At 49.5% G+C, this 26,703-nt stretch carries 21 protein-coding genes; 4 read left to right on the top strand and 17 right to left on the bottom strand.

Features of this window, described 5'->3' with window-relative positions:
* Positions 1-256: 256 nt before the first annotated feature.
* The 10 genes from GBK04_RS24910 to GBK04_RS24865 all read right to left on the bottom strand — a co-directional run bounded on the left by GBK04_RS24910 (position 257) and on the right by GBK04_RS24865 (position 8,958).
* Positions 257-781: a DUF937 domain-containing protein gene (locus GBK04_RS24910; RefSeq protein WP_152764427.1), complete on the bottom strand. Its 525-nt coding sequence runs from the start codon at positions 779-781 to the stop codon at positions 257-259.
* Between the two features lie 124 nt (positions 782-905).
* Positions 906-1,250 carry a 50S ribosomal protein L20 gene (gene rplT, locus GBK04_RS24905; RefSeq protein WP_152764425.1) on the bottom strand — a complete coding sequence of 115 codons (345 nt, stop codon included), beginning with the start codon at positions 1,248-1,250 and terminating at the stop codon, positions 906-908.
* 91 nt (positions 1,251-1,341) lie between these two features.
* Entirely contained in the window at positions 1,342-1,539 is a 198-nt protein-coding gene (gene rpmI, locus GBK04_RS24900; RefSeq protein ID WP_152764423.1) for a 50S ribosomal protein L35, read from the bottom strand.
* A gap of 132 nt (positions 1,540-1,671) precedes the next feature.
* Positions 1,672-2,223 (bottom strand): translation initiation factor IF-3, encoded by a 552-nt coding sequence (infC, locus tag GBK04_RS24895; protein WP_373331486.1) that lies wholly within the window; start codon positions 2,221-2,223, stop codon positions 1,672-1,674.
* A 105-nt stretch (positions 2,224-2,328) separates the two neighbouring features.
* A complete protein-coding gene (gene thrS / locus GBK04_RS24890) occupies positions 2,329-4,287 on the bottom strand; it encodes a threonine--tRNA ligase (protein WP_152764418.1) in 1,959 nt (652 codons plus the stop codon).
* Between the two features lie 33 nt (positions 4,288-4,320).
* Complete coding sequence (locus GBK04_RS24885) at positions 4,321-5,544, bottom strand: tetratricopeptide repeat protein (RefSeq protein ID WP_152764416.1); 1,224 nt, start codon at positions 5,542-5,544, stop codon at positions 4,321-4,323.
* A 65-nt stretch (positions 5,545-5,609) separates the two neighbouring features.
* The gene (locus GBK04_RS24880; RefSeq protein ID WP_152764414.1) at positions 5,610-6,497 is read right to left on the bottom strand and encodes an RsmD family RNA methyltransferase; all 888 of its coding nucleotides are present in this window, start codon (positions 6,495-6,497) and stop codon (positions 5,610-5,612) included.
* Positions 6,498-6,499: 2 nt separating this feature from the next.
* On the bottom strand, positions 6,500-8,071 hold the full coding sequence (locus tag GBK04_RS24875) for a hypothetical protein (protein WP_373331321.1): 1,572 nt from the start codon (positions 8,069-8,071) through the stop codon (positions 6,500-6,502).
* Between the two features lie 10 nt (positions 8,072-8,081).
* Positions 8,082-8,516 (bottom strand): EVE domain-containing protein, encoded by a 435-nt coding sequence (locus GBK04_RS24870; protein WP_152764412.1) that lies wholly within the window; start codon positions 8,514-8,516, stop codon positions 8,082-8,084.
* Positions 8,509-8,958, bottom strand: a complete 450-nt coding sequence (locus GBK04_RS24865; RefSeq protein WP_152764410.1) for a DUF2452 domain-containing protein — start codon at positions 8,956-8,958, stop codon at positions 8,509-8,511. The genes GBK04_RS24870 and GBK04_RS24865 overlap by 8 nt, the downstream gene beginning before the upstream one ends.
* A gap of 85 nt (positions 8,959-9,043) precedes the next feature.
* Between GBK04_RS24865 and GBK04_RS24860 the strand changes: the two genes are divergently transcribed.
* Together GBK04_RS24860 and GBK04_RS24855 are read left to right on the top strand one after the other, a co-directional pair.
* Positions 9,044-10,123, top strand: a complete 1,080-nt coding sequence (locus GBK04_RS24860; protein WP_152764408.1) for an AMP-binding protein — start codon at positions 9,044-9,046, stop codon at positions 10,121-10,123.
* A complete protein-coding gene (locus GBK04_RS24855) occupies positions 10,116-10,901 on the top strand; it encodes a hypothetical protein (protein WP_152764405.1) in 786 nt (261 codons plus the stop codon). The genes GBK04_RS24860 and GBK04_RS24855 overlap by 8 nt, the downstream gene beginning before the upstream one ends.
* On the opposite strand, the gene GBK04_RS24850 is transcribed toward GBK04_RS24855, so the two are convergent.
* The 5 genes from GBK04_RS24850 to topA all read right to left on the bottom strand — a co-directional run bounded on the left by GBK04_RS24850 (position 10,878) and on the right by topA (position 16,964).
* The gene (locus tag GBK04_RS24850) at positions 10,878-11,888 is read right to left on the bottom strand and encodes a helix-turn-helix domain-containing protein (protein ID WP_152764403.1); all 1,011 of its coding nucleotides are present in this window, start codon (positions 11,886-11,888) and stop codon (positions 10,878-10,880) included. The genes GBK04_RS24855 and GBK04_RS24850 overlap by 24 nt on opposite strands.
* A 178-nt stretch (positions 11,889-12,066) precedes the next feature.
* The gene (gene folD, locus GBK04_RS24845) at positions 12,067-12,948 is read right to left on the bottom strand and encodes a bifunctional methylenetetrahydrofolate dehydrogenase/methenyltetrahydrofolate cyclohydrolase FolD (protein ID WP_152764401.1); all 882 of its coding nucleotides are present in this window, start codon (positions 12,946-12,948) and stop codon (positions 12,067-12,069) included.
* 71 nt (positions 12,949-13,019) lie between these two features.
* A complete protein-coding gene (locus GBK04_RS24840) occupies positions 13,020-13,835 on the bottom strand; it encodes an aldo/keto reductase (protein WP_373331320.1) in 816 nt (271 codons plus the stop codon).
* A 6-nt stretch (positions 13,836-13,841) separates the two neighbouring features.
* Positions 13,842-14,534, bottom strand: coding sequence for an SIR2 family NAD-dependent protein deacylase (locus GBK04_RS24835; protein ID WP_152764399.1), 693 nt, complete (start codon positions 14,532-14,534; stop codon positions 13,842-13,844).
* Positions 14,535-14,615: 81 nt separating this feature from the next.
* On the bottom strand, positions 14,616-16,964 hold the full coding sequence (gene topA, locus GBK04_RS24830; protein ID WP_152764397.1) for a type I DNA topoisomerase: 2,349 nt from the start codon (positions 16,962-16,964) through the stop codon (positions 14,616-14,618).
* 321 nt (positions 16,965-17,285) lie between these two features.
* On the opposite strand from topA, the gene GBK04_RS24825 reads away from it, so the two are divergent.
* The gene (locus GBK04_RS24825; RefSeq protein ID WP_152764395.1) at positions 17,286-19,553 is read left to right on the top strand and encodes an aconitate hydratase; all 2,268 of its coding nucleotides are present in this window, start codon (positions 17,286-17,288) and stop codon (positions 19,551-19,553) included.
* Between the two features lie 124 nt (positions 19,554-19,677).
* Entirely contained in the window at positions 19,678-21,726 is a 2,049-nt protein-coding gene (locus GBK04_RS24820; RefSeq protein WP_152764393.1) for a TonB-dependent receptor, read from the top strand.
* Between the two features lie 19 nt (positions 21,727-21,745).
* On the opposite strand, the gene GBK04_RS24815 is transcribed toward GBK04_RS24820, so the two are convergent.
* Entirely contained in the window at positions 21,746-22,918 is a 1,173-nt protein-coding gene (locus GBK04_RS24815; RefSeq protein ID WP_152764391.1) for an Nramp family divalent metal transporter, read from the bottom strand.
* Between the two features lie 9 nt (positions 22,919-22,927).
* Positions 22,928-26,698: a hydantoinase B/oxoprolinase family protein gene (locus tag GBK04_RS24810; RefSeq protein WP_373331319.1), complete on the bottom strand. Its 3,771-nt coding sequence runs from the start codon at positions 26,696-26,698 to the stop codon at positions 22,928-22,930.
* Between the last annotated feature and the right edge of the window lie 5 nt (positions 26,699-26,703).

Below are 26,703 nucleotides of genomic sequence, written 5' to 3'. Positions count from 1 at the left end.
GAAAGGGTTTCCTTAACAGTATCGGCATTGTGAGAAGTTAAGCTTGACGGTCTTGTTAAGTCGAGCGATAAAAAAAGGGAACCTATCGGATGGATAGGTTCCCTGACCAGCTACTCGATGGGTAGCGGAGTTCTGAAATTACAAGGTATTTACCAGAAGAATCATTTGTTATTGCCAAACAGACCTCCCAGCAAACCTCCCAAATCAAGACCTTCTTGTTGCTTTGGAGTAGTGGAGGAGTGTGTACTACCTCCCATCATACTACCCCCATGCGCATTAAATCGCTCATATCCAGTTTGCCATCGGCCAAAGCGTACCCTAACTGATTGAAATCAAAACCGCTGCTTTGGGGACTGCCCGTAGTAGTACCTCCCAGGAGGCTACCCAGGATGCTATTGAAGTCGAGACTATTATCGGTAGGATTACTGGTTTTGTTGATGAAACTACTGAGTACGGAGGGAAGTACACTGGCAACGATGCTACTGGCAGTTGAATTGGACATGCCAAATTTTTCCATAATGCTTTGAATGGCATTTCTAGCAATGCCCGCCACTATCGGGTTATTCATCAGACCCGAACTACCGGGTTGAGCAGCTTTTCCTGACAATAGCCCCATCAGGCCACTGATATTGCCACTCTGAGCTTCCTGTTGCATACCTCCCATGATAGATCCCATGAGTGTTTGCATAACATCGCTGTTATGCTGATTAGGAATGGCGGGGTTGTTGACAATGGCGTCCTGGGAGTGGTCTTGAATGAGACCCATTAGTTGTTCGAGCATGAGCAGTTGGGAATAGAGATGAATACGTACTTACCTAGCTATACGACCCCACTATGTGAAATAGGTAACGGTTTTTCGGAAGGGTACTAAAAATAAACCCCCGCTGGGGCGGGGGTTGCTGTTATCACTTTACTTTATCAACAATAGCCTTGAAGGCTTCCGGATGGTTCATTGCCAGGTCCGCAAGTACCTTACGGTTCAACTCAATGCCTCCGGCGTGGAGCTTACCCATGAAGACGGAGTAAGACATGCCATACTGCCGGGTACCTGCGTTGATCCGCTGAATCCAGAGCGCGCGGAAATTACGCTTCTTCTGCTTGCGGCCAATGTATGCGTAGCCCATAGCCTTTTCAACGGCATTCTTGGCTACGGTCCATACGTTTTTACGACGTCCAAAGTACCCTTTGGCCATCTTTAAGACTTTCTTGCGTCTTGCACGCGACGCGACGTGATTTACTGAACGAGGCATAATTGTGTTGTTTTTTGAAGGCCGGTGCTTGGTTGATTAAGACTTAGTTACCGGCAATCGGGTTGAAACTAAAACCAAAAAATGGGCTGAACTATTTCAGCGCCAGTAACAGGAGCGTGCGCTTGTGGTTGGTTTCATCCACCAGCGTCGATTTTACCAGATTCCGCTTCCGCTTAGTCGACTTCTTGGTCAGAATGTGGCTGTGGAAAGCGTGTTTCCGCTTGATTTTTCCAGTGCCCGTCAGCTTGAACCGCTTCTTGGCGCCAGAATTTGTTTTCATTTTAGGCATAATACATTGATTAGTAAGGGTGATAAAATTTTAACAGCCCGCAAAAATACGAGGATTTTATCTAAAACAAAAGTCCGAACGGGACATACATCCCATTCGGACTTCCATCCAATCGCCCTTTGTCGGCAGTATCTATTTTTTAGGAGGTAATGGCGCCAGAATAATAGTCATGCGCTTACCTTCCAACTTGGGTTCCATTTCTACCTTACCGTATTCAGACAAGGCATCCGAGAATCGGTTTAGCAGATCTACACCTCTCTCTTTAAAGACAATCGTACGTCCCACAAAATGCACGTAGGCTTTTACCTTTGAACCCTCTTTCAGAAAATTCATGGCGTGCTTCAGCTTGAAATCGAAATCGTGATCATCAGTATTGGGACCAAATCGAATTTCCTTAATGACCACTTTCTGGGCCTTTGCCTTGATCTCCTTTTGTTTCTTCTTCTGTTCGTATTTGAACTTGGAGTAATCCACTATTTTGCAGACTGGCGGGGTGGCAGTAGGGGCGATCTCAACCAGGTCGAGGCTCTGGGCCTCGGCCATGGCCCGTGCTTTGCCAATTTCAAATACGCCGGGTTCTACATTATCACCTACCAAGCGTACTTCCCGCGCAGTGATGCGCTCATTAATTTTATAAGGTTCTTCGGGTACTCTAAATCTGCCGCGTGCGCGGGGGGTCTTAATGCCATAGGGTATTATTGAGTAAAAAAATGTATTTAAGGCTGAAAAACTAGTACTTGAAACATAACAGGTTTAAAAATAGTGCCAGCAGGCCGGAATAATAAGGAATTATGAAAAATTCGCCAAATTATTTCGGATTTCTTTCTGGAAAAAATCCGAAAACTCATCCAAGCTCATCGATCCCAGATCTCCTTCTCCTTTACGGCGCACCGAAACCATCCGATCATTCTGCTCCTTTTCACCGACGATCAGCATAAAGGGTACCTTGGTAACTTCGGCATCCCGGATTTTGCGGCCGATTTTTTCATCACGATGGTCCACAAAACCCCGGATGTCGGCATCCTGTAGAGTGAGAAAAACCTCATCCGCATAGTCAGAATATTTCTCAGAAATGGGCAAAATCGCAATTTGCTCAGGCGAAAGCCACAGTGGGAACTGCCCGGCCGTATTTTCGATAAGAATGGCAATGAACCGTTCCATGGAACCGAAAGGCGCGCGGTGAATCATCACAGGCTGGTACCTTTGGTTGTCTGAACCAATATATTCCAGGCCAAACCGCTGAGGCATCTGATAATCTACCTGAATGGTACCCAACTGCCACTTACGGCCAAGAGCATCGCGAACCATAAAATCAAGTTTGGGACCATAAAAGGCCGCTTCCCCCAGCTCAGTTACGGTTTGCAGATTCCGCTCCGCAGAGGCTTCGATGATCGCCCGCTCGGCTTTTTCCCAGTCTTCGTCGCTTCCGATGTACTTCGCTTTGTTGTTTGGGTCCCGCAGGGAGATCTGCGCGCTATATTCATCGAAACCCAACGTTTTGAAAACGTAAAGTACCAGGTCGATGACCCGCAAAAATTCTTCTTTCACCTGATCGGTCCGGCAGAAAATGTGAGCATCATCCTGCGTAAATCCCCGCACACGGGTTAACCCGTGAAGTTCGCCACTTTGCTCATAGCGGTACACGGTACCAAATTCGGCAAAACGTAGGGGAAGGTCACGGTAGGAGCGGGGGCGGGCTTTATAAATTTCACAATGATGAGGGCAATTCATGGGTTTGAGCATGAATTCCTCATCGGAATCAGGGGTTCGGATCGGTTGAAACGAATCCTTTCCGTATTTCTCCCAGTGTCCCGATGTTTCGTAGAGGGCTTTGCTTCCAATATGAGGCGTAACCACCGGCTGGTAGCCCGCCCTCAATTGAGCTTTGCGTAGGAAACTCTCCAAACGCTCGCGTAGCATGGCGCCCTTAGGTAGCCACAAAGGTAGCCCTTGACCTACCTTCTCCGAAAAAGTGAACAGGTCGAGCTCTTTGCCTAATTTTCGGTGGTCACGCTTTTTGGCTTCTTCAACCTGGAATAGGTACTCATCCAATTCCTTCTGCTTAGGAAATGTAATACCATAGATTCGAGTCAATTGCTTGTTATCCTGATTGTTACGCCAATAGGCACCCGCAATATTGGTGAGTTTCACCGCTTTAATGCTACCAGTATTGGGTAGGTGCGGACCACGGCACAAGTCAGTAAAATTCCCTTGGGTATACAGAGTGATCTGGCCGTCCTGCAGGCCATCGATGAGTTCAAGTTTGTACTCATCGCCCTTCTGAGTGAAATAATCGTGAGCTTCGGCCTTGCTGATTGGTTTGCGGACGAATTCATTCTTTTGCCGGGCCAGTTCCTGCATTTTGGCTTCAATGGCGGCGAAGTCTTCATTCGACAGCGATTTATCGCCCAGATCCACATCATAGTAGAATCCTTTTTCAATAGCTGGCCCCGTGCCAAATTTTACGCCGGGATAGAGTGCTTCAAGAGCTTCTGCCAATAAGTGGGCTGAGGAATGCCAGAAGGTTGCCTTTCCTTCGGCATCATTCCAGGTCAACAGTTTGACTTGGGCGTCACTTTCAATTGGACGGTTGGCATCCCATACTTCACCATTCACTTGGGCCGACAAAACGTTGCGGGCCAGACCTTCGCTTATGCTGGATGCAATGCCATAGCCGGAAGTTCCTTTGGGATAATCCCGAACTGACCCATCGGGTAGGGTAATTTTTATTATTTCTTGGTCACTCATGCAATGAAAGCGATAATAGCCTGTTTTGTAAGATTATTTTATGGTCATTTTCAAGGTCGTGTCTCGACCCAGGTCGAGTGTTCGCCGTGGCTCGATGGTAGTGATTTTTATGCGGGACGAATCAAGCGTCCTAGGAACCGGGAGCCGGGGTACCTTGGAATCAGGCTGGCTGGTAAATAGCCCGGCCGGATCGTATTTTCTCATTTTCCGGTTCTGTATGCGGGCGATTCCTGCGGCCGCCAGGGCATCGTCAGGGTTACGACTGATTTCCAAAGTGTAATATTCAGCTGCTTTATCGTCATTGCCCAGCCGTTCGTAACAAATCCCCATCAGGTAACTGGCTTCCGGAAAATTCTCCCGGTACTTAAGTACATTTTCGTAAGCCCTGATCGCCGCCGGATAACTCTTCCATTTAAGCCAAATGTTTCCAGTAAGAAAGTGGGCCCGAACCAGCGAAGAATCACGCCGGGTTGCTTGCTGATAACTGAATAAGGCGCTGTCAAGCTGATATTTATTCTGGTATATCTCGCCGCGTTCTAGATGAAGGACGGCATTGCCCGGGAAGCGTTTAAGCGCCAGGGTATTATATTGGAGTGCCAGATCGTGATTGCCTAGCCGTGTATTGAGCAAACTGATCTGTTGGTAAGTCCTCAGCATCCGGGGATTAAGTGCCAACGCGTGTTTGAGACTTGCCAAAGCGGCCAGGGTATCGGCCATTTTACTCTGAAGCATTCCTTTAACATAATACGCATTGCCCTGGTATGGAGCCATTTGCATGGCGGTTGCCAGATAGCGTTGCGAATCGCGGTACTGTTTTTTCTCCTGCATCAGATCGGCCAGCAAAACATACAATTCGGGTAGGTCCTGTTGCAGTACCTCGGCTCGCTGGGCGTCTTCCAGGGCTTTTTCGGTCTGTCCCATTTCACGGTGCACTTTCCCGCGTAACATATAGTATTCCCCGACATTTTCCTTAAGACTAATGGCCTGACTTACATCGGCAGCAGCCTCGGGGTATTTTTCCTGGTCAAAGTAAATTCTGGCCCGTTTGAAGTAGCTCTGGTCCAAGTCGATCCGACGGGCAATCAATCGGGATAGTGCATCAACAGCATCTTTCTGCCAATTCGTTTTCACCAGGGATGAAGGAATTGGTGGGATACGTGTGTTGTTGCGGGCATCACTTTGGCAGGCACTCAGTGTCATCAGTAACGCCGGCAAACAAAACAGAAGTCGGATGTAAGATACTTGGGAAATGGGCATTCTAGTCAGAAAGGTTGTTTACTACTGCCTTTCTAAAACACAAAATTGGGGATAATATCGCTATTTTACACAGAAATATCTGAAAAACGGGAAAATACGCCCAGAGGTAATTTTTTAGCAAAGGAATCCTGCAGGTAAAGCTCGCCGGACTGGTAGTTCATGATTTTTCCAAAGTGACTTTCCACCAGATTGTCCAGGATGAGGGCAGAAAACCCCAGAGAATACAGATTGATGACAAAAAAGTAGTTGTCTTTTTCAAGAAGTAAAGCACACAAGCCCAGCAATTCATTAATCTGTTCTTCTAAGAGCCATTTTTCTCCATCGGGGCCCCGGCCGTACGCGGGCGGATCAAGAATCAGCCCATTGTATTTTTTTCCCCGGCGTACCTCACGCTTTACAAATTTCAAAGCGTCCTCAACTACCCAACGGATTCCATCCAGACCACTAAGCTCCATATTTTCCCGCGACCAGGTGATAACTGGTTTCACTGCATCCACATGCGTGACATCCGCACCGTGGGATTTCGCAGCCAGCGATGCCAGCCCCGTATAGGCAAAAAGATTGAGCACGGTAGGTTTATCAACGGACATGGTCCGTGTGATATCGGCGATATAATCCCAGTTGACAGCTTGCTCGGGAAAAATACCTACATGCTTGAAAGAGGACAAAGCCAGTTTTGCTTTTAAAGCAAGTAATGGGGTAGCGTATGAAAAGGTCCAGCGTTCGGGCATTTTGGCCTGCAGCCGCCAGTTCCCTTTCTCCTGAGACCCCTTGTCACGACTAAAGATGGCGTGCGCCTGATCATTCCATTGAGCGTCAGTAAGCGATTTGTCCCAAACGGCCTGAGGTTCGGGACGTGCTAAAACGTAAGAACCGAATCGTTCGAGTTTTTCAAAATTACCGCAATCCAGCAGTTCGTAGTCGGTGTGTAGGGTAGGGGTGAGTAGGATCAAAGTCAGAAGGAGATTTTATTCAGGTAATATACATTGCGGCGTCCCCGAGTCTGCACATCCCCGGCCGGATTTACGATGCGCTGCACTCCCCAGGCAAGATAATAGTTACCAAACCAGTATTCTACATCATCAGTAGTGGTTTTACGGACCTTGTCTCCCTCTACTCCGGTGGGTAGTTCCACTTTTTTCCCTCCGTCGATCACTTCATCGGCTTTTATTATCTTACTGGTAATGGCGCCATCCTTGCTATAGACCAGTTGCGTGCGTCCCTGGTCGGATACCTGTATGTTTACTTTCTCTTTCAATTCCATGCTTTTGACATGATCGAAGCTAATACTATTGTCCCAGATGAGTTTGCCGTTCTTATCAAAATCGGCCACAATGGCGTGTGTATAGACGAATCCGTCAAAAATCTGATTAGAGTACCCCCCGCGCGATCCGTACATGGGATTCCAAAGGTAGGGGTTGTAGAGGCCCGATCCGAAGGGTGAGCCATATAGCCAGGGGTTTCCGTAGAACGAGTTCATGCCCATTAGGTTGTTGGTATTGCTTCGGTATTCAGGGTAGAAAACCTCCGAAACCAAAATGAACTGGTCGTCTTTCTGCACAATATCGTGCACCAGTAAACGGTAGTTGAGTTTCAAATCGCTGCCGCCATCTTTCTTTTTTTTGATCCGTCGCTCCATCTTCTCCTGCTGACGATCATTCATGAATGAGAAGAAATTGCTGAAATCGGTAAAACTGTGATAACGGGTAAAAACGACTTCGTCCTCAACGATTTTTGTAATAAACAATCCCTGTGAAGCCGCATTATTGGCACTCTGCATATTGCGGTATCCATAGGTACCGATCATCAACTTCACGGAATCATTCAGGACCTGTAGGCGGCCATTCAAAAACGAATAGTCGTCATCGGGCTGCACGACTACCTGACTGTACAACTGACCCGTTTCGTAATAAGACCGGGCCACAATTTGAATCTGTTTACGGTTTTTAACGGCAAAACTCACGTTGACCAGACGATGAGTAGTGTCTATTTCAATGGACTGAATGGCATTGGAGCCTTTAATGGCCGTGGGAAGTACCTTGGTCTGGAGAGTGGTGAGATCGGTATGGATCAGGATAGGCTCATCCCGTACGGTACCCGCCATGAAAAGACCATAACCCATCGTTTTAAAATCGGTAATCTGAAAACGGTCCAGCGTATTGATCGTAAAAGTCTCTACGAAACCGGGACCGATATTGACTTTGACGATTTGGTAAATGGAACTACGGTAGCGGCTGAACAGCAAAAACACCGACCCGCCATCGTAAGTAGAGGTCACGTAATCGAGGTTGTTCTCAATAGTACCATCGATTGACCAAAGCCGTTCCAGATTGGTGTCAAACCGCTGCACATTATAAGAATTACGGCCCGGCTGTGAAATCAAAAGTACTCCCTTCTCGCCCAGCGGTACGGTCTGGTACGCTTCATTACTGGTGGGTAGGGGTAGTTCGATACGCTTGATTTCCTGAGCTTCAAGCCGCCCAAAAGAAACAACGAGACATGCCAATAAGATCAAGGCACGTGCCATTCCAATGTGATTATTCATAGGCAATACCAACGAGTATGTCAAATTCCGCACGGTGCAGGGGTAGAACGGAAAGGCGCGACTGCCGCACCAGGGAAAGTTCCTGTAGGCGCGAATCGGCTTTAATTCGGGCCAAAGGTACGGTTTTAGGAAAACGTTCGACGGGTTCCAAATCCACTACAACCCAGCGTGAATCGTCCGTAGTAGGATCGGGATAGTGTTCCCGCACGACCCGCGCCAGACCAACAATCTCTTTGCCTTCATTACTATGGTAAAAAAGCACCAGATCGTTTAGGTGCATGGCCATCAAATTATTCCTGGCCTGATAGTTCCTTACCCCTTCCCATACACTTCGCTTTTCATTAACGAAGTCATCCCACGAATATTTGAAAGGCTCGGATTTGACAATCCAGTATTTTAAAGTGGGTTCAACCGAGGGTTCATCCATGGACAGACGTTGAATTTTCTTGTGAAAAATGCACATCCCAGGTGTGGTCGGCAAGAAGAGTGGCTGAGGCTACAAAAGCTCTGAAGGGCTGGGAACGACGCCATTCCTGAGGTGCGATGATCGAAAGGGCGTCCTGACCATCTTTTTGTTCGTACAGATAGTAAATGTTACCAACCAGGGGCTCGAAGTTCATCCGGGCGGCGTAGATACGTTCAGAAATTTCAACGCGTTGACTGATGAGCCTGGCCTGATCGGCCAAAAGCTGCATTTGTTGGTAAAGTTGGGCCAGTTGGATGTCCGTCTGTTGCCGCATGGCCAGCAGTGAACGGCTTTTGACCTTCCCCATATCCTCGGGTCGGATCACGGCTCCCCCCACGGTATGAGCATATCCGAGCAGTCCGGGGTTCAGGGCTATCTTTTCGTTGGTGTCTTCCGAATCCATGCTGTTTTCTTGATATGGGCAAAATTACGGATAGTTTGCCGTAGCTTCAAAACCTATTGCCGAACTTTGCCCTTAAAGTACCCGTATGAATAGCTGGATCACCGATCGTCACCGCCTTATCAAGGAGCCGCCTCCGACCATACCCTACTTTCGGGAGGCTTACAACTTTGCCCTGGCCTGGATGCAAGGGGAAACGGATTTTGTGATGAATACATCAGGCTCTACCGGGGTACCTAAGCCAATCAGGGTAAAAAGGACCCAAATGGAGGCCTCGGCTACCATGACGGGGGCTGCGCTGGATCTTCCTGCCCGTACCCGAGCCCTGGTTTGCCTCAACACCGATTACATCGCAGGCCGAATGATGCTGGTACGCGCCATGGTGCTGGACTGGGAGATCGTGGTGATAGAGCCTGTCGCTAACCCCTTGGCTGCCTTGGGTTCAGGCATTCCCATTGACTTTGTAGCTATGGTACCCATGCAATTGGCCACTTGCTTGCAGGAAAATTCAACTCGATTTCAGGTGGATCGATGCGGCAAAATTCTATTGGGGGGCGCGCCAATTTCCCTGACATTGGAATCTGAAATCCAGCAATTGCAGGTACCTGTATACCAAAGTTACGGTATGACTGAAACGGTATCGCACGTGGCGCTCCGACGGGTCAACGGTCCGAACCGGACTGTGGCTTACCAGGTACTTGCGGGAGTAGAGTACGGGGTAGACGTACGGGGGTGCTTGTGGGTGCGGGGATCGGTGACGAATAATGAAACTATCCAGACCAACGACCTAGTATCTTTGGAGCCAGGACGTTCGTTTTTATGGCTGGGCCGGGCCGATTCGGTCATCAATTCGGGGGGCATCAAAATACAACTCGACAAACTCGACCGGGTAGTCGAGGAAATTCTGGCTGGGATGAATAGAATGAATTCTATTTTTCACTGGTATGAACAGGATGAAAAACTTGGACAGAAATTAGTGCTTTTTATTGAAAATAAACCATCAGTGGTGAACATTACCGATCTTTTGGCCAAATTTGCCACCCGGGTGAGCACCTACGAGGTACCCAAGGCGGTGTACGGGGTGGACAATTTTACACGAACTGCCACGGACAAAATTGACCGGAGAGCAACGGCTCATTCCTATTTTTTTCCTGATTCCTATGAATGATCCTATGAAGGATTGGAAATCCATTCGGATAAAATTTCAGACTGCCGCCGGGCTGCCGGCTCCGTATAGCTATTTTTATACCCTTCAACTTACCTTTGAAGGAAAAAAACTTGGGATAGATCTGGAGCTGCATTACCTGGACCGCGATGAGCTGGACGAAGAAATGATTCTGGAAGAGGGCTTTTCCCTAAACGATGATTATAGCTGGGTAAGTACCCTTCCGCAAACCTGGCAAACTGAACTGACCACGATGATGGACAAATTGGTGCCTATGACATCCGAGGAGGTTGGGGAAAACGAGAACTACCTAGTAGTCGAAATTCAGCTACGTACGGACAAAGTGGCCGTTTTTACACCCAACGACCGGCCCGCATGGGACTACTTTCAGCAGGAATTGATTCAGGCTATTTATGAAGCTTCGGGCAAAGAACGTGCTTTTGAAATGGAGTACCTGGAAATTGAGGCCAGGAACGAACTCCGGATCCAAGTCGATGCTTCCTTTGTGAATCGGAACTTTTCGGTGAAAATCAATGATGCACCAGCCAGTTCATTAAATTGGAAATGGACAAAAGAGGTAATGGAAACGGTTTTCAAAGCGGATTTTCTGCCTGTGCAAAATCCTGATGAAGAGCCTCGCTTTAGCGGAAAGTACCTGGCAGTAGGCGATGGCGTATGGTACGAGTTTAATGAAACTCTGGTGGAGCCCACACCCAAGAGTAAAGTTTTGCCCAAGATCGTACTGCTAATGGACCAGCTACGAGAGGAGGCGGTCCGTTAGTTCGGTCCGGTTCAGTTCCTCCCGCAACTCACCGAGCAAATGCATGAGCTTTGGGAAAGTAGGCCTTGCTTCGGGCATGGCTTGACTGAGGAAAGCTTTTATCTCCCACACCTCGAGCACATCCCGCAGAGGTACCTCCAGATCGGGAACAGCCTCATGGTCCGAACGAAGCAACAGCACCCCCCGGGCCTTTACGTGATTGAAAACCCGGCGCGATACGATACCGGTCGTCTTAATCAGAATCACATACGGTTGCCCATCCTTAATGTCGTACCAGTTCCGCACGAAAGTACCGATTAGAAGTGCGCCGGGGTAGGTAAAGTCCTGACCCGCTTCAAACGCCCGGTAGTGCCCCGACGGCAGCGAAGGTAGCTGGAAGTAGGGTAGCCTTTGAAGGTAAGCAGCGTTTTGATGATTGGCCAGGTACTCATTAACGTCACTCCGCTTAACCCATTGAATGGTTTGCTCGGGTGTCTTTGGCTCTTCCCGGGGCATGGGCCTGTCGGGGGAGGTAGGTTCGTAATGATTGTTAAAACGAAGCGGAGCAGAAGCGGAGGAGGAAGGTACCGGTGCCGCCCCACGGGTAAAATGTTCCCGATGAATGGGCTTCAGGGCAATAGGTCGGGCCACCAGGCGTAAGGTCGGCTTTGGAGGCTGGAATTTAGTGACGATGGCCGCCAATGGCTGGGGCTGGATGGTAGCTACCTCGCGCATGAGGGGAGCCGGCGGGGCAGGGGCTGCCGGGTTGAAGGGTAGTCCTAAATCAGGAGTTTCCCGTAATCTGCGCAGATCATTTTTCAGTAACTGGTCCACCGAAACCCCAAAAGCATGGGCCATGTTTTTAAGATTGGTAAGATTCGGGTTTGCCCTGGCTTCTTCGTAAGCACCCAGCAAGGATCGTTTGATCCCGATTTTTCGGGAGAACTGCTCCTGGGTCAAACCATTCAGACGACGAAGGTACTTGATGTTATTGCTGACAATGCTCATACCGGCCTTTGGAAAACTTTATACTACCACTTTTGTCAAAAATAATAGTAAAAAGCACGTGAAAGGACTTATTCCGGTATTTTTGACGGATTAAATCGTACTTTTCAGATTTCCCATGGCTTAATTGCGGCCATTCAGTTTAGTATTTGGCTGGGTGGAGGAAACATCCTAGGATTTTTTAAAATTGGATCTCTCTTTTGGCTGCTTTTAAAGTATTGGTAAGCAGGCCACAAATCGTCATCAATCCTACTCCTCCAGGTACGGGAGTTATATAACTGCATTGGGGAGCCACTTCGTCAAATTTTACGTCGCCCTTGATGGCAAAACCACTTTTCTTGGTTGAATCCTCCACACGGGTAATTCCTACGTCGATCACGACCGCGCCAGTTTTTACATAGTCAGCGGTCACGAATTCAGGACGCCCTAATGCGACGATGAGAATGTCGGCATCCCGGCAAATTTCTTTCAAATTGTGGGTTTTGGAATGACAAATCGTCACGGTGGCGTTGCCAGGGTAGGTATTGCGCTGCATCAGGATGCTCATGGGAAGGCCGACGATTTGGCTTCGCCCGATTACGACACAGTGCTTGCCGCTGGTTTCGATTTGAGCTCTTTCCAACATTTCCAAAATTCCAAAGGGGGTAGCCGAAAGGTAAGCTGGTAATCCCTTACACATGCGGCCCACATTGACCGGATGGAACCCATCGACATCTTTGGCTGGGTTGACGGCTTCCATAATTCTGTTTTCTGATATACGGGGAGGCAAAGGAAGCTGTACGATAAAGCCATCCACGTCGGCATCTTGGTTCAAGGATTCGACTGCCGAAAGTACCTCGGCTTCGGTAGCCGTGGCTGCCAGGCGAATAAGAGTAGAGGTAAAGCCTACTTGCTCACAGCTTCGTATTTTTGAAGCCACGTAGGTTTCACTGGCTCCGTCGTTTCCGACCAGAATAGCGGCCAGATGGGGCTTCTTGCCCCCCTGAGCGGTCCATTCTTCTACCTGTTGCTTTATTTCCGCTTTAATTTGGCTGGAAAGAATTTTGCCGTCCAGTAGCTGCATTGTGGTATACTATTGAATGATTGAATAAGTTAATGCCTAAATGGTTGTTGATTTAGCAACCAGAACTTCTATTAATAATCCATGGGATCATCAGCAACGCGAACATCGGCATTGAGCGCGTTGAGCTGCTGCATATCGCCCTCCGACAGTTCAAAATCCCATACGTCAAAATTTTCCTGAATCCGTTTCTGGTTCGTAGATTTTGGAATGGTGACAAGGCCCTGCTGCAAACCCCATCGAATGAGAACCTGGTAGGTAGACTTCTCATACTGGGTGGCAATGGATTCGAGTACCTCGTTCGATTCTTTCCGTCCGCGGACGAGCGGTGAGTACCCTTCGGGTTGAATGTGTTTTTCCCGGCAATAAGCCAGCAATTCGGGGCGGTATAGAAAGGGGCTTTGCTCAAACTGATTGACCGCCGGAACCACCGAAGCATACGCGAAGAGCTCTTCCAGATGCGGTTGGTAATAGTTGGAAACCCCGATGGCCCGTACCCGTTTTTCATTGTACAGAGTTTCGAGCGCCCGCCAGGTTTCCTTCCGGGTATCCCGTATGGGCCAATGTACCAGGTACAGGTCCAGATAATCGGTTTGAAGCCGCTTTAGGCTTTGGTCATAGGCACGCAACGTCTGATCGTAGCCTTGTTCATCATTTCCAACCTTGGAAGTTATAAACACTTCACTTCGTTGGATCCCACTGTCCTTCATTCCACGGCCTACCTCTTCTTCATTTTGGTACACGCTAGCTGTATCAATGAGGCGGTAACCGGTTTCTAACGCCCAGCGCACCGCCCGGCTCACTTCATTTTTCTCGCCGGGAGCATAGATACCCAGTCCCAGACGAGGCATTTCAACGCCATTATTCAGTAATACCTTATTCTCAATCATAGGGGCTCAGGTTATTTCCTTCAATAGTTTTTCGAACAGGATTTTCGCTCCTACGGTAGCTTTCTCCTGGATGAAAGTCATATTTTTAGTTAACCTAATGTCGGGTCGGGCCGGATCGATGAGGTAGATCGGGGTACCCGGCTGCACGTAGTAAACCAATCCGGCAGCCGGATAGACGGCTAAGGAGGTACCTATAACTACAAATACATCGGCTTGTTCAGTGAGGTACGTAGCCTCGGTCATCATAGGTACCTCTTCTCCGAACCATACGATATGCGGACGGAGCTGGCTGCCTTCCTCACAATAATCCCCCTCTTTCAACTCCCAGCCCTTCATCTCATAGATCAGATTGGGATTGCTGCTGCTGCGTGATTTGAATAATTCACCATGCAGATGTACCACCCGGGTCGAACCCGCCTTCTCGTGGAGGTGATCCACATTCTGGGTGATGATCGTGACTTCGAAGTACTCTTCGAGCTCTTTGAGGATGCGGTGCGCTTCATTAGGCTCAACGGATAGGGCCTGCTTCCGGCGTTGATTATAAAATTCCAGCACCAATCGGGGATTCCGCGCCCAGGCTTGCGGAGTGGCCACATCCTCCACCCGGTGATTTTCCCATAGGCCACCACTGTCACGGAAAGTTTTGATCCCGCTTTCAGCGCTGATGCCCGCTCCGGAAAGTACCACGAGCTTTTTCATCTTTAGTTACTGACAGCTACTGGTTTGTAGCCGTTTCCATTATGATTATTTAGTTGGTCGTCAAGTGGCGTTACCTGCGGTTTAGCCTTTCTTGGCTTTTTTGGGAGCCGCCTTTTTTTTAGGTTTGGTCGCTTTGGCGGTTGGCTTTTCTTCGGTACCTTCTGCTAATTTCAGTACGTCCTCATAAGTAAGTTCCGCGGGTTCGGTTCCGCGCGGTATCTTAATGTTGCGCTTACCAAACGAAATGTAGGGGCCGTATTTTCCGTTCAGTACCTTTGCATTAGGATTTTCGTCATATTCGCGAATTACCTTATTGCTATCCAGTTTCCGCTTTTCGCCAATGATCTCAATGAGCCGCTCGGTCGTAACCGCCATCGGGTCGTCTGTTGGGGCAAGCGAATAGAACTTGCCATCATGCTTCACGTAGGGCCCGTACTTGCCGATATTGACTACAAGTGCCTGATCTTCGTACATACCTACCTCGCGGGGTAGCTTGAATAGTTCCAGGGCCTCTTCCAGCGTGATGGTTTCCATGAGTTGGCCTTTCAGCAAACTGGCAAATTTTGGTTTTTCCTCATCCTCCGCATCGCCAATCTGCACGTAAGGACCGTAGCGGCCAATGCGGGCACTGATTGGTTTTCCCGAATTAGGGTCTTCCCCCAGCAGGCGGGTCGTCAGGCTTTTGTCAATTTTCTCCCCTTCGGCGTCGGATACTTTCTGGTGGAAATTTTTGTAAAAGCGGTCGATCATGTCCTGCCACTGAACCTTGCCTTCCGCAATGTTGTCAAAATCCTTCTCGACATTGGCCGTAAAAGAAAAGTCGACGATATCCTCGAAGTGATTGACCAGGAAGTCATTCACGATCATCCCGGCGCTGGTAGGGAACAGTTTGGCTTTTTCCGTCCCGAACGTTTCAGTATTGACCTTGGTCTTGATCTGATTATCTTTAAGGGTGATTTCATTGTATTCCCTTTCTTGTCCTTGGCGATCTTCCTTTACCACATATTCGCGCCGAATAATGGTCGAGATCGTGGGAGCGTAGGTAGATGGACGACCGATGCCCATTTCTTCCAGTTTTTTAACCAGACTTGCTTCCGTGTAGCGGGGCGGGTTCCGGCTGAATCGCTCTGTAGCTTTCAAATGATCCAGGTTCAGGACCTGATTTATATTCAAGGGAGGTAGCATGCCTTTCTGCTCTTCATCCTCCTCATCGCTTGATTCAAGGTACACCTTTAGGAACCCTTCAAACTTTATGACTTCTCCCTGGGCGACTAGCTGTTCGGTGGTAGTTGAGATTCCGATCGTCGCAGTGGTACGTTCAAGCTGAGCGTCGGCCATCTGGGAGGCAATTGCCCGTTTCCAAATTAGCTCGTACAGGCGCTGCTCATTCCGGTCCCGACTGGCGACGAGAGTCGAAAAATCGGTAGGCCGAACGGCTTCATGTGCTTCCTGGGCCGACTCCGATTTTGTTTTGAAGACCCGACGGTGGTGGTATTCAGGACCGTATTCCTGGCTGATCTGATCCTTCGCTTTGCCCATGGCCTCCTCGGAAAGATTCGTCGAATCCGTCCGCATGTAGGAGATTTTTCCGGCTTCGTAAAGCTTTTGGGCCACGGTCATGGTTTGAGAAACCGAAAAACTCAGTTTGCGGGAGGCTTCCTGTTGTAAGGTAGAGGTTGTAAAAGGTGGGGCAGGCGTTTTCTTGGCGGGTTTAGTTTCAAGGTTTTTGATTTGAAAAATCGCACCTACACACTTCCGGACAAAATCTTCGGCTTGGGCCTGCGTTTCGAAGTTTTTAGGTAATTCGGCATTCAGGATTTTACCATTTCCCAAATCAAAGAGGGCAGTAATCTTGTAGCTGCTCTTACTTTGGAAAGCTTCAATTTCACGTTCCCGATCTACAATGACCCGTACCGCCACCGATTGGACACGGCCAGCGGAAAGAGATGATTTGCCAATCCTGATTTTTTTCCACAAAACCGGAGAGAGCTCGTACCCTACCAGCCGATCCAGTATCCGGCGGGCTTGCTGGGCATTCACCAGGTCGATGTCGATGGTCCGGGGCTTGCTGATGGCATTTTGCAGAGCGGATTTGGTGATTTCCCGGAACACGATTCGTTTGGTGGCATCCGGCAAGCCCAGCGCCTCTTTCAAATGCCAGGAAATGGCTTCCCCTTCGCGGTCATCATCCGTGGCCAGCCATACTTCCGATGATTTGGCAAGTTTTTTTAATTCATTGATTACCTTTACTTTATCGCCTGAAATTTCGTAAACGGGCGCATATCTGTTTTCGGTATCGACACCCATGTCGTGTTCAGGAAGGTCACGTACGTGGCCGTAACTTGACATGACGGTATAATCGGTTCCAAGGTATTTTTCTATGGTTTTGGCCTTCGCCGGTGATTCAACGATCACCAGATTTTTAGACATAGTAGGGTCGTTTTATTTATTAGAAAATGGTGCTTTGCCTGCTTCAAAGATAGAATAGATTCCTGCGAAAGATAAACAGAGAGTATAAATGGATTGTTGCATGATACAATTTTGGCAGGTACCTTAAGATAACAATAAATTGTACTTTTCTGTTTTCGATATTAAAAATAACGATTCATTATAGTTTTAGTATAGTACAAATTTAAGAAGAATCTTATGAAAGTCACAGGGCTTAGAAAAATGAAAAAGCCGAAAATTGCTGAAATTTTGTACTTTTAACCGTTTTTGAAACCTAACATCCAATAGAAGCAAACCAAACGTATGGCATTTGACTTAGACATGATCAAGGGCGTATATGCCCGCATGGAAGAACGTATCAACGCTGCCCGCCAGGTAGTAGGGCGTCCCCTTACTCAGGCAGAAAAAATATTGTACTCACACCTTTGGGAGGGGACTGCTACGACACCTTATGAGCGGGGGAAGGCTTATGTGGATTTTGCTCCCGACCGCGTAGCTATGCAGGACGCAACGGCGCAAATGGCCCTCTTGCAATTCATGCAGGCCGGCCGGCCCCAGGTGGCGGTACCTTCTACTGTGCACTGCGATCACCTGATTCAGGCGGAGGTAGGTGCGGAGAAGGACCTTGAAATTGCTAAAAATAGAAATAAGGAAGTTTATGATTTTCTGGCCTCCGTATCCAACAAGTACGGCATTGGCTTCTGGAAGCCCGGTGCGGGTATTATTCACCAGGTGGTACTTGAAAACTACGCATTTCCGGGCGGTATGATGATCGGCACCGATTCACATACGCCGAATGCGGGTGGCCTGGGGATGATCGCTATTGGGGTCGGCGGTGCCGATGCCAGCGATGTGATGTCGGGCCTGGCCTGGGAATTGAAAATGCCCCGCCTGATTGGGGTAAAACTGACAGGTAAGCTCTCAGGCTGGACTTCCGCTAAGGATGTGATACTGTGGGTGGCGGGCCAACTGACTGTAAAAGGTGGTACGGGCTATGTCGTCGAATATTTTGGCGAGGGCGCCGAAAGCATGTCGTGTACCGGAAAGGGTACCATTTGTAATATGGGAGCAGAAATCGGGGCTACGACATCTCTCTTTACGTATGATGATAAAATGGCCGATTACCTGCGTTCCACCGAACGCGCCGATATTGCTGATGCTGCCGATGAAGTACGGACCCACTTACGGGCCGATGAAGAAGTATACGAAAATCCCGAAGAATATTACGATCAGGTGATCCACCTGGATCTATCAACGCTTGAACCCCATATTAACGGACCTTTTACCCCCGATTTGGCTTGGCCGTTGTCCAAGTTTGCCCAAGCCGTACGGGAAAACAATTGGCCTGAGCGGCTGGAAGTGGGTTTGATTGGTTCCTGCACGAACTCTTCCTACGAAGACATGACCCGGGCTGCCTCCGTGGCGGGTCAGGCTTCTAAAAAGAACATCAAAGCGAAGGCGGAATTTACGATCACTCCCGGATCTGAAATGGTTCGCTTTACCGCCGAGCGCGATGGAATTCTGGATACTTTTGAGAAAATCGGTGGGGTTGTACTGGCGAACGCCTGCGGACCTTGCATCGGGCAGTGGGCACGCCATATGGACGATCCTTCCCGCAAGAATTCGATTATCACTTCCTTCAACCGGAATTTTGCCAAACGTAACGACGGAAATATCAGTACTCACGCTTTTGTGGCCTCGCCCGAAATCGTAACGGCCTTCGCAATCGCGGGCGATCTGACTTTTAACCCGATGAAGGATTCGTTGACTAACGAAGACGGGCAGAACGTCATGCTGGACGAACCCAAGGGAATCGAATTGCCTATTCAGGGTTTTGAGGTAGAGGACGCAGGGTACCAGTCACCAGCCGAAGATGGAAGTCAGGTGCAGGTAGCGGTCGATCCGGATTCAGACCGCCTCCAATTGCTCGATCCCTTCAAGGAGTGGGAAGGTACCGATTTGCTCGGATTGAAACTGTTGATCAAAGCCAAAGGCAAGTGTACAACCGACCATATTTCGATGGCCGGACCCTGGCTTAAGTACCGCGGACACCTGGACAATATTTCCAACAATATGCTCATTGGGGCGATCAATTACTTTAACGATAAGTCCAATTCAGTAAAAAACCAGCTATCGGGAGAATACGGTGAGGTACCTGCTACCCAGCGTATTTACAAAGCTGAGGGTATTGGAACCGTTGTGGTAGGGGATGAAAACTACGGTGAGGGCTCTTCACGCGAACACGCCGCCATGGAGCCACGTCACCTTGGGGTACGCGCGATTCTGGTTAAATCATTCGCCCGTATTCACGAGACCAATTTGAAAAAGCAAGGTATGCTGGCCCTGACTTTTGCCAGTCCGTCGGACTACGAAAAAGTACTGGAAGACGACACTATAGACATAAAAGGATTGACATCCTTTGCTCCGGGTAGCCCGTTGACAGTGGTACTGCACCATGCAGACGGTACTACTGAGGATATTCTGGTTAATCATACTTACAACGCCCAACAAATCGAATGGTTCAAGGCAGGTTCGGCGCTGAATATCATTCGTCGTTCGGTAGGCGCCTAAGGTACCCCTGGAATAACCTTTTTATAAAAGACCCTGATGTATTCGTATCGGGGTCTTTTTTTAATACCAACGATCCCTACGAGCAAGGTACCTTCTAAACCTTTGAGGAAATATTAGCTTATTTATGAAAAATCATATACCCCTTTTCCTTTCAACTTCTATTCTGCTTTTGCCGTACCTGACGGTAGCCCAAAGTGATACCCTGGAAGTCAATCAGCTAGAAGAAGTGAAGGTCACTGCTTTTGAATCGAAACGTACCGTGCTGGAAACTACCGCCTCTGTCGGTATCATTAGTCCCCGCACCCTGGAACGATTCGCTGCAACTACGTTTACCAATGCAGTCAACACGGTACCGGGGGTACGGATGGAGGAGCGCTCGCCGGGAAGTTACCGCTTTTCGGTACGGGGTAGCCTGTTGCGTTCCCCATTTGGGGTTCGGAACGTGAAGTTTTATTGGAATGGAATTCCCTTCACGGATGCCAATGGCAACACACCCCTGAATTCCCTTGACTTTAATTCGGTAGGCCGCATGGAAATCATCAAAGGTCCGGGCAGCAGTATCTATGGCGCGGGAACCGGAGGGGTGGTATTGCTTTCTACGTCCGGAGTGGCTGAATCCAATAAAATTGAGCAGTCACTGGGTTATGGGAAATATGGCTACCAAAGTCGGAATACGGAGGTGAAAGTGGGTGATGTGGCCGTACGGTACGGTCATCAGCAGCAGGAGGGGTACCGTGAGCAGAGTAGTATGGTTCGGGATGTTTTTCAGTTTAACTCCACATCCCACATCGGTGAGAAATCCAGTTTATCTCTCTTGGGTATTTATTCAGACTTGCATTACCAGACTCCCGGGGGTATCAACCTGGCCCAATACCAGAAAGATCCAACACTGGCCCGCCAACCTACCCCGACCTTGCCGGGGAGTGTGATTCAGAATGCGGGCATTTACACGCGGTATACGCTTTTGGGAGTCCAGCACCGATACGCTCTGTCCACTCATTGGGATCAGTCTCTGTCGCTCTACGTGAGTGCGAATGATTTTGCCAATCCATTTATTTCAAACTATGAAAAACGGGATGAGCAGGGTTTTGGTGGGCGGAATGTATGGACGTTTTCAAAAGATTTTGGCAAAACCGACTTGCAATGGACCAGCGGATTCGAGTGGCAATACGGGAAATCGGCCCAGCGGAATTATGAAAACGCCCAGGGTACCCCCGCCGGTTTCCAGACTTCCGAAGATATCCGAAGCGCCAATGCATCGGCATTCACTCAGGCCGAGTTGCAGTTCTTGCAGTCTTTCACTCTGAATGCGGGCATTAGTCTGAATGCGTATCAGTTTTCCTACGAGCGCTTTTTCCCAGCCCCCTATGAAAATCAGCAACTGAAATTCAATGAGGTCGTCAGTCCCCGATTGGCACTAAACAAGACTTTCCTCCAAAACTGGTCCCTGACAGCTTCGCTGAGTTCGGGCTATTCGCCTCCTACCTTGCAGGAAATTCGCCCGTCCGCCGGAGGATTCCGGGCCGATCTGCAACCTGAAGTAGGCCTAAACAAGGAGCTATCATTGCGTCGGGTAGGGAATCGTTTCCAGGTGGAGGTAAATGCTTACCAATTTTCGCTCAATCAAATGATTGTCCGGCGATCGGATGCGCAGGGGGCCGAATTCTTTATCAATGCCGGTAAAACCAACCAGAAAGGCCTCGAATGGCGATTTGACTACGAGGTACTTCAAAATCTGGGATTTGTGCAAAGTCTGAAAATATGGAATGCAGGTAACCTGACCAACTATCGCTTCCGGAACTATCAACAGGCCGATACTGATTTGAACGGAAACCGATTGCCCGGTATCCCCGCCTTTTCACAAAATACTGGGCTGGATTTGGGATTGAGGAAAGGGATTGCCCTGTATGCTACCTATCAATTCGTCGATAAAGTATTCCTGAACGACGCCAATTCTGTAGAAGCGCCCTCGTATGATCAAATTTCGCTCCGGATCGTCTGGAAGAAAAACTGGGGACAGCACCTGTATTCCGAGCTATCAGCATCTGCAGACTACGTTTCTGCTGATATTTATAGTTTGGGCTATGATTTGAATGCTTTCGGAAACCGCTATTATAATGGTGCGCCGAAGCAGAATCAGTGGATGGGTATAAAAGCGGGATGGCGCTGGTGAACCAAAATAGCGGATTTTACTATTTCAAAACGGCATACAGGGTATTGCCACTCAAATAGAGCGTAACCAAAAAAATCAGTAAGAAAAGTATATTCTGTATCCTGGAATTGATAAATGCTTCCGGTAAGATTTGCCGGTCGTTCAGACAACGGAAGAGTTGCCAGGTAACGAAGGGAAGTAACAATCCGTTAGCAACCTGCGCCGCTAAGATGACCGGTACCGGTTTGAATTGGGCAATTCCAAATATGACTCCGAGGAGTAGCACTCCCTTCCAAACATAAGAAGTTTGCCTGTCCGTGGTAGAAAGCAGGGTTTTGGCGGTTATGGAAGCGGCCAGAGGAGCTGTCACTAAGGAAGTGAAGCCCGCCCCGAACAATCCCAAGGCGTAGAGCCATTCACCCCAGGTACCCAGGCGCTCTCCCAGCACCTGGGCGGCGTTCGGAAAACTGAACTCACCTTCAATCAGGGTACCTGCAACCACGATGGCCATTGAAACCAGACCACCAATCACAATGGCCGGAATCAATCCCTGGCGCATCTCGGACACGGTCTGTCCTTGCCCGATGCCTGAACCAAGAAACAGATTGTAAGGTACGATGGTGGTACCGATCAGTCCGGTAATCAGCAGGGCTGATCCCTGAGGAAATTGCGGAAGAACCGTATTGGCCACGATATCCAACGGATTCTCAGGTACCCCCAGACTCACCACAATAAAAGCGAAACCAAGGATGAAAACCAGCACACCCAGGAGGCGGGTGAGAAGCGAAATGTTACGAATACTCAACATGAAGTAGGCCGCAATTCCCAAAACGAGACTAATGCTCCAGATGGGAATAGCAAGAATCAACCTTACCCCGGCCACTGCTCCCAGCAGATTCCCCGCCTCGTAAGCTCCACATCCCAGAATGACTCCACCCGCCAGCAGACGATTGAGCCAGCGGCCGCGCAGCCCGTGGCGTTGAACCAGGATTTCTCCCAGGCTCTGGGTTGAGGCAAGGGTGAGGCGAGCGGCCGCCTCCTGCAAAACAATGGTGGCAAGGGTGGAAAAGGTAAGTGCCCAGAGCAGCGAAGTGCCGAATGTAGCTCCGGCCAGCGAACAGGTCGTGACTGTACCTGGCCCAATGAAAGCCGCCGAGATAACCGACCAGAACAGGAGACGCGAAAAACCATTTTTGAAGGAGAGCGATTTCATACGGGCGGGTCAGTGAGGTTCACCGTAACCGCCCCCACCGGGGGTTTCGATCAGCAGTCGGTCGTTCTTTTTCACGTGGGCACTACACACGCCCGGACACTTTTCGATTTTTCCGCTGGCTCGGATCAGGGTATGGTCGGACGACTTGCCATTTTCGCCTCCCGCCATGCCATAGGGCGCAAAATAACGGTGCTGGGTCAGGAGCGTAATGTCCAGATCATCTAGAAATTCGATTTCGCGCACAATCCCTTCGCCACCATGCCATTGCCCTTTTCCCCCCGAATCACTCCTCAATTCAAATCGGGGAATCCGAACCGGATAGCGCCTTTCGAGTTCTTCCGTATCGGTGATGCGGGTATTGGTCATGTGCTGATGAACCCCGGACCGGCCATGAAACCCCGGGCCGGCTCCGGCACCTCCCCCAATGGTTTCATAGTAGCCCAGGTGGTCGTTACCAAATAGAAAATTGTTCATGGTACCCTGGCTACAGGCGGCTAGTTCAAGGGCTTTGAGGAGGGTATCCACCAACCGCTGGCTTACCTCGGTGTTACCACCCACCACCGCCGGGCAGAGGGCGGGATCATCTTCAAAATGGGGGTTGAGCAGGGAATTCTCGGGAAGGCAAATATGCACATCCTTCATTAGTCCATCATTTAGCGGTATTTCCTTGTCCACCAGAATCCGGAGTACATACAGGATGGCACTGTGGAGAATGGAGAGGTTGGCGTTCAGGTTATGAGGATGTACGTGGGAGGTACTCTTAAAGTCGAAAAGGATTCGGCCCGGTTGAACTTCGATCTGAACGGCAATTCGGTGGCCGTCGTCCAGGAATTCCGAAGCCATCATTTTTTTATTTTCGTAGGGGCGAAGCGCTATTTGGAGTTGGGCATGGGCATTGCTCTTCAATTTGCCCATATAATACCGGACCGATGTGAGGCCGAATCGGGAAACAAGAGCGAGTAAATCGGTCTGCCCTTTACGCAGGCTAGAGAGCGCGGCTATCATGTCCGCTTCATTTTCGACCCACATCCGGGTAGGGTAGGTACCCTCCGTAAAAAGCGCACGCATGGAATCCCATTGGGGTACCCCTTTTTTAACCAGATATTGTGGCAAAATGGTGACGCCTTCTTCGGCCAGTGAGTTCGCATCGGGTGGCATAGAACCAGGCCGGGTACCTCCAATTTCGGCATGATGTGCCCGATTCATTACGTACCCTACCAGCTGGGCATCGACGGTATAAACCCCGGCCAGTAAAGTGACATCGGGCAAGTGCGAGCCACCGTATTTGGGGTGATTAGTAATAACGACATCCCCTGGTCCAATCGTAATTTTTTCTCGAACCAACCGGGCGCAAAGTCCCAGGCTTCCCAGATGTACGGGTATGTGGGGGGCATTGACCAGTAACTCGGCGTCGGCGTCGAGCAGGGCGCAGGAGAAATCCAGACGCTCCTTCACATTGACCGAAAAGGCTGTTCGTTGCAATTGTACGCCCATTTCTTCGGCTATCGCGTAAAATCGGTTGGTAAATAGCTCCAATTCTACCTCTTCGGGTCGTTCTTCCAAAACCGAATGTTCCGCTGGATTGGTATGGGATATGATCAAATCCCCTGAACTCTGGACTGAAAACTGCCAGCCCGGGGGAACATAAGTCGTGGAATTGCTTTCGGTAATCACACAGGGACCCATAGCAAAATGACCCGGCATCAGGTCGGCCCGATGATAGATTGGCCAGGAATTGCCCCCGGAAAACGGTGCCGATGCTTTGCGCACCGAAGGGGCTTGGATAGGTATGAATTCAAAGGCACCTTGGCTTGGAAACTCTTTTTTCTCCTGCATCATCAGGCGAATACTTTCCAGTTCGATCGATTTATTGGTAGGTAGGTACCCGTACAGATTGAGATATGATTGCCGGAAAATCTCTTGGGATTCGGTGGCATGGTAGGGGATTTCCAGAGTCGTTTCTTGCCCGGTAAAACGGAGAAACAGAGAACAGAAACCAAGTTCGACAACTGCTGCTCCTTCCGTATCTAGTTCTTGCGATAATCGGTCCTCCATTTCCAGAATCCAGGAAGGTATTTTTTCATGGCAATCCTTCCAGGGTTGAAGTACCTGCCGGGTGGCGATCCGGCTTAGCTGCGCCTGTCCAATTCCGACGGCACTGAACAAACCAGCCTCGCGGGGAATGATCACCCGATCAATATTCAGGAGTTGGGCCAGCTGACACCCGTGCTGGCCACCCGCTCCCCCGAAAGTCATCAGGGCATATTCGGATGGGTTGACCCCCTGACTGACTGAAATTTTGCGGATGGCCTCCGCCATTTTTTCATTGGCAATCCGTTCCAGTCCTTTCAAAACTTCTCTTCCCCCCAAGGTGCTGCCGGTCTTGTGGGCAATATCCTCAATCAGCTTGTGGAGTGCATCCATCGCATCACCGGGGCTGATGGGAATTTCAAATTGGCTGGTTTCCAACTTGCCCAGTAACAAATTGACATCCGTAACCGTCAGGGGACCACCCGCCCCGTAGCAGGCGGGACCCGGGGTTGCGCCTGCACTATGCGGGCCAACCCGTAAGGTATAGCCATCGTACCAGCAGACGGAACCACCACCTGCCGCGACCGTCTCGATGGCAAAGGATGGATTGAGGAGTTCGTAGTTGTTGATTTTAGTAATATAGCTCAGTTGGGGGCGGCCGTCGATACGAGCCGTATCAGTACTCGTACCTCCCATATCAAAAGTCAATATCTTACTTATCCCGAGCACTTCGGCCAACCGGGTAGCAGCGATCATCCCACCAGCCGGGCCACTGAGCAAACTATCTTTGGCATGGTAATGAGCACTATTGACCAACCCCCCAGCACTGGTTGCTACCTGAATGCCGGTACCTTTCAGGCTTTTCCGTATTCTATTCAGGTACGAATCTATAATCGGAGACAAATAGGCATCTATGGCGGCCGTCTGGGTGCGGCGCAGGTAATTGATCTGAGGGAAAAGTTCCACGGCCGACGAAACGTAGAGATCGGTATTGTTCCTCACAAAATCCGTGAGCAGATTTTCGTGGGCCGGGTTTTTGTAAGCGTTCAGAAGCGATACGGCGACTGCCTCAAAGTCAGATTCCTGGATGTGGGCTAACAAACGATCGAGCTCGGTAGGAGAGAGGTGCGTGAGCGAATCGCCTTTTGCATCAATCCGCTCGTCCACTTCGAAGACGTCAGCATACTGGAGCTCCGGATCGGGAATAGCAAGTTGGAAAAGGTGTGGGCGCTGCTGGGTGCCGATGCGCAACAGGTCACGGTACCCTTTGGTGACCACCAACAGGCTTTTTGCCCCTTTTTTCTCGAGCAGCGCATTCGTCCCCTTCGTAGTGCCGAGTCGCAAATGGATAGGAGGGAAGGGGCTTCCGATTTTGGTACGGGTAGCCAGCCGAATAGCCAACACGGGGGCTTCTTCTTGGGTGGTAAGGTCGAAATCGCAGTTGCTGAGTGCCGGTATATTATTTTCCAGCGTTAGAATATGATTTCGGTAGTCAATGGCGAGCAATTTGGATTGGATGCCCCGAGAAGGTACCAGTATCGTATATCCTTCGAGTAATAAGCCCGGATAATTCCAGGGAGCTTCGAACGAATAATTATAAGGGTCGATCTTACGAATGATCCTACCCCTCAGACTACTACTGCTCAGTACCTTAACCCGGTGAATTTCACCCTCGGGATCTTCGGCGATACAATCTGTGAAGGTACCCCCCGTATCGATATGAATATGCCATTGGCCAGAATTTGTCACAAAAG

The sequence above is a fragment of the Salmonirosea aquatica genome (assembly GCF_009296315.1).
In the GTDB taxonomy this organism is placed as follows: Bacteria; Bacteroidota; Bacteroidia; order Cytophagales; family Spirosomataceae; genus Salmonirosea; species Salmonirosea aquatica.
The sequence above is the reverse complement of the archived record's forward strand: the minus strand, read 5'-3'. Positions and strand labels throughout refer to the sequence as shown.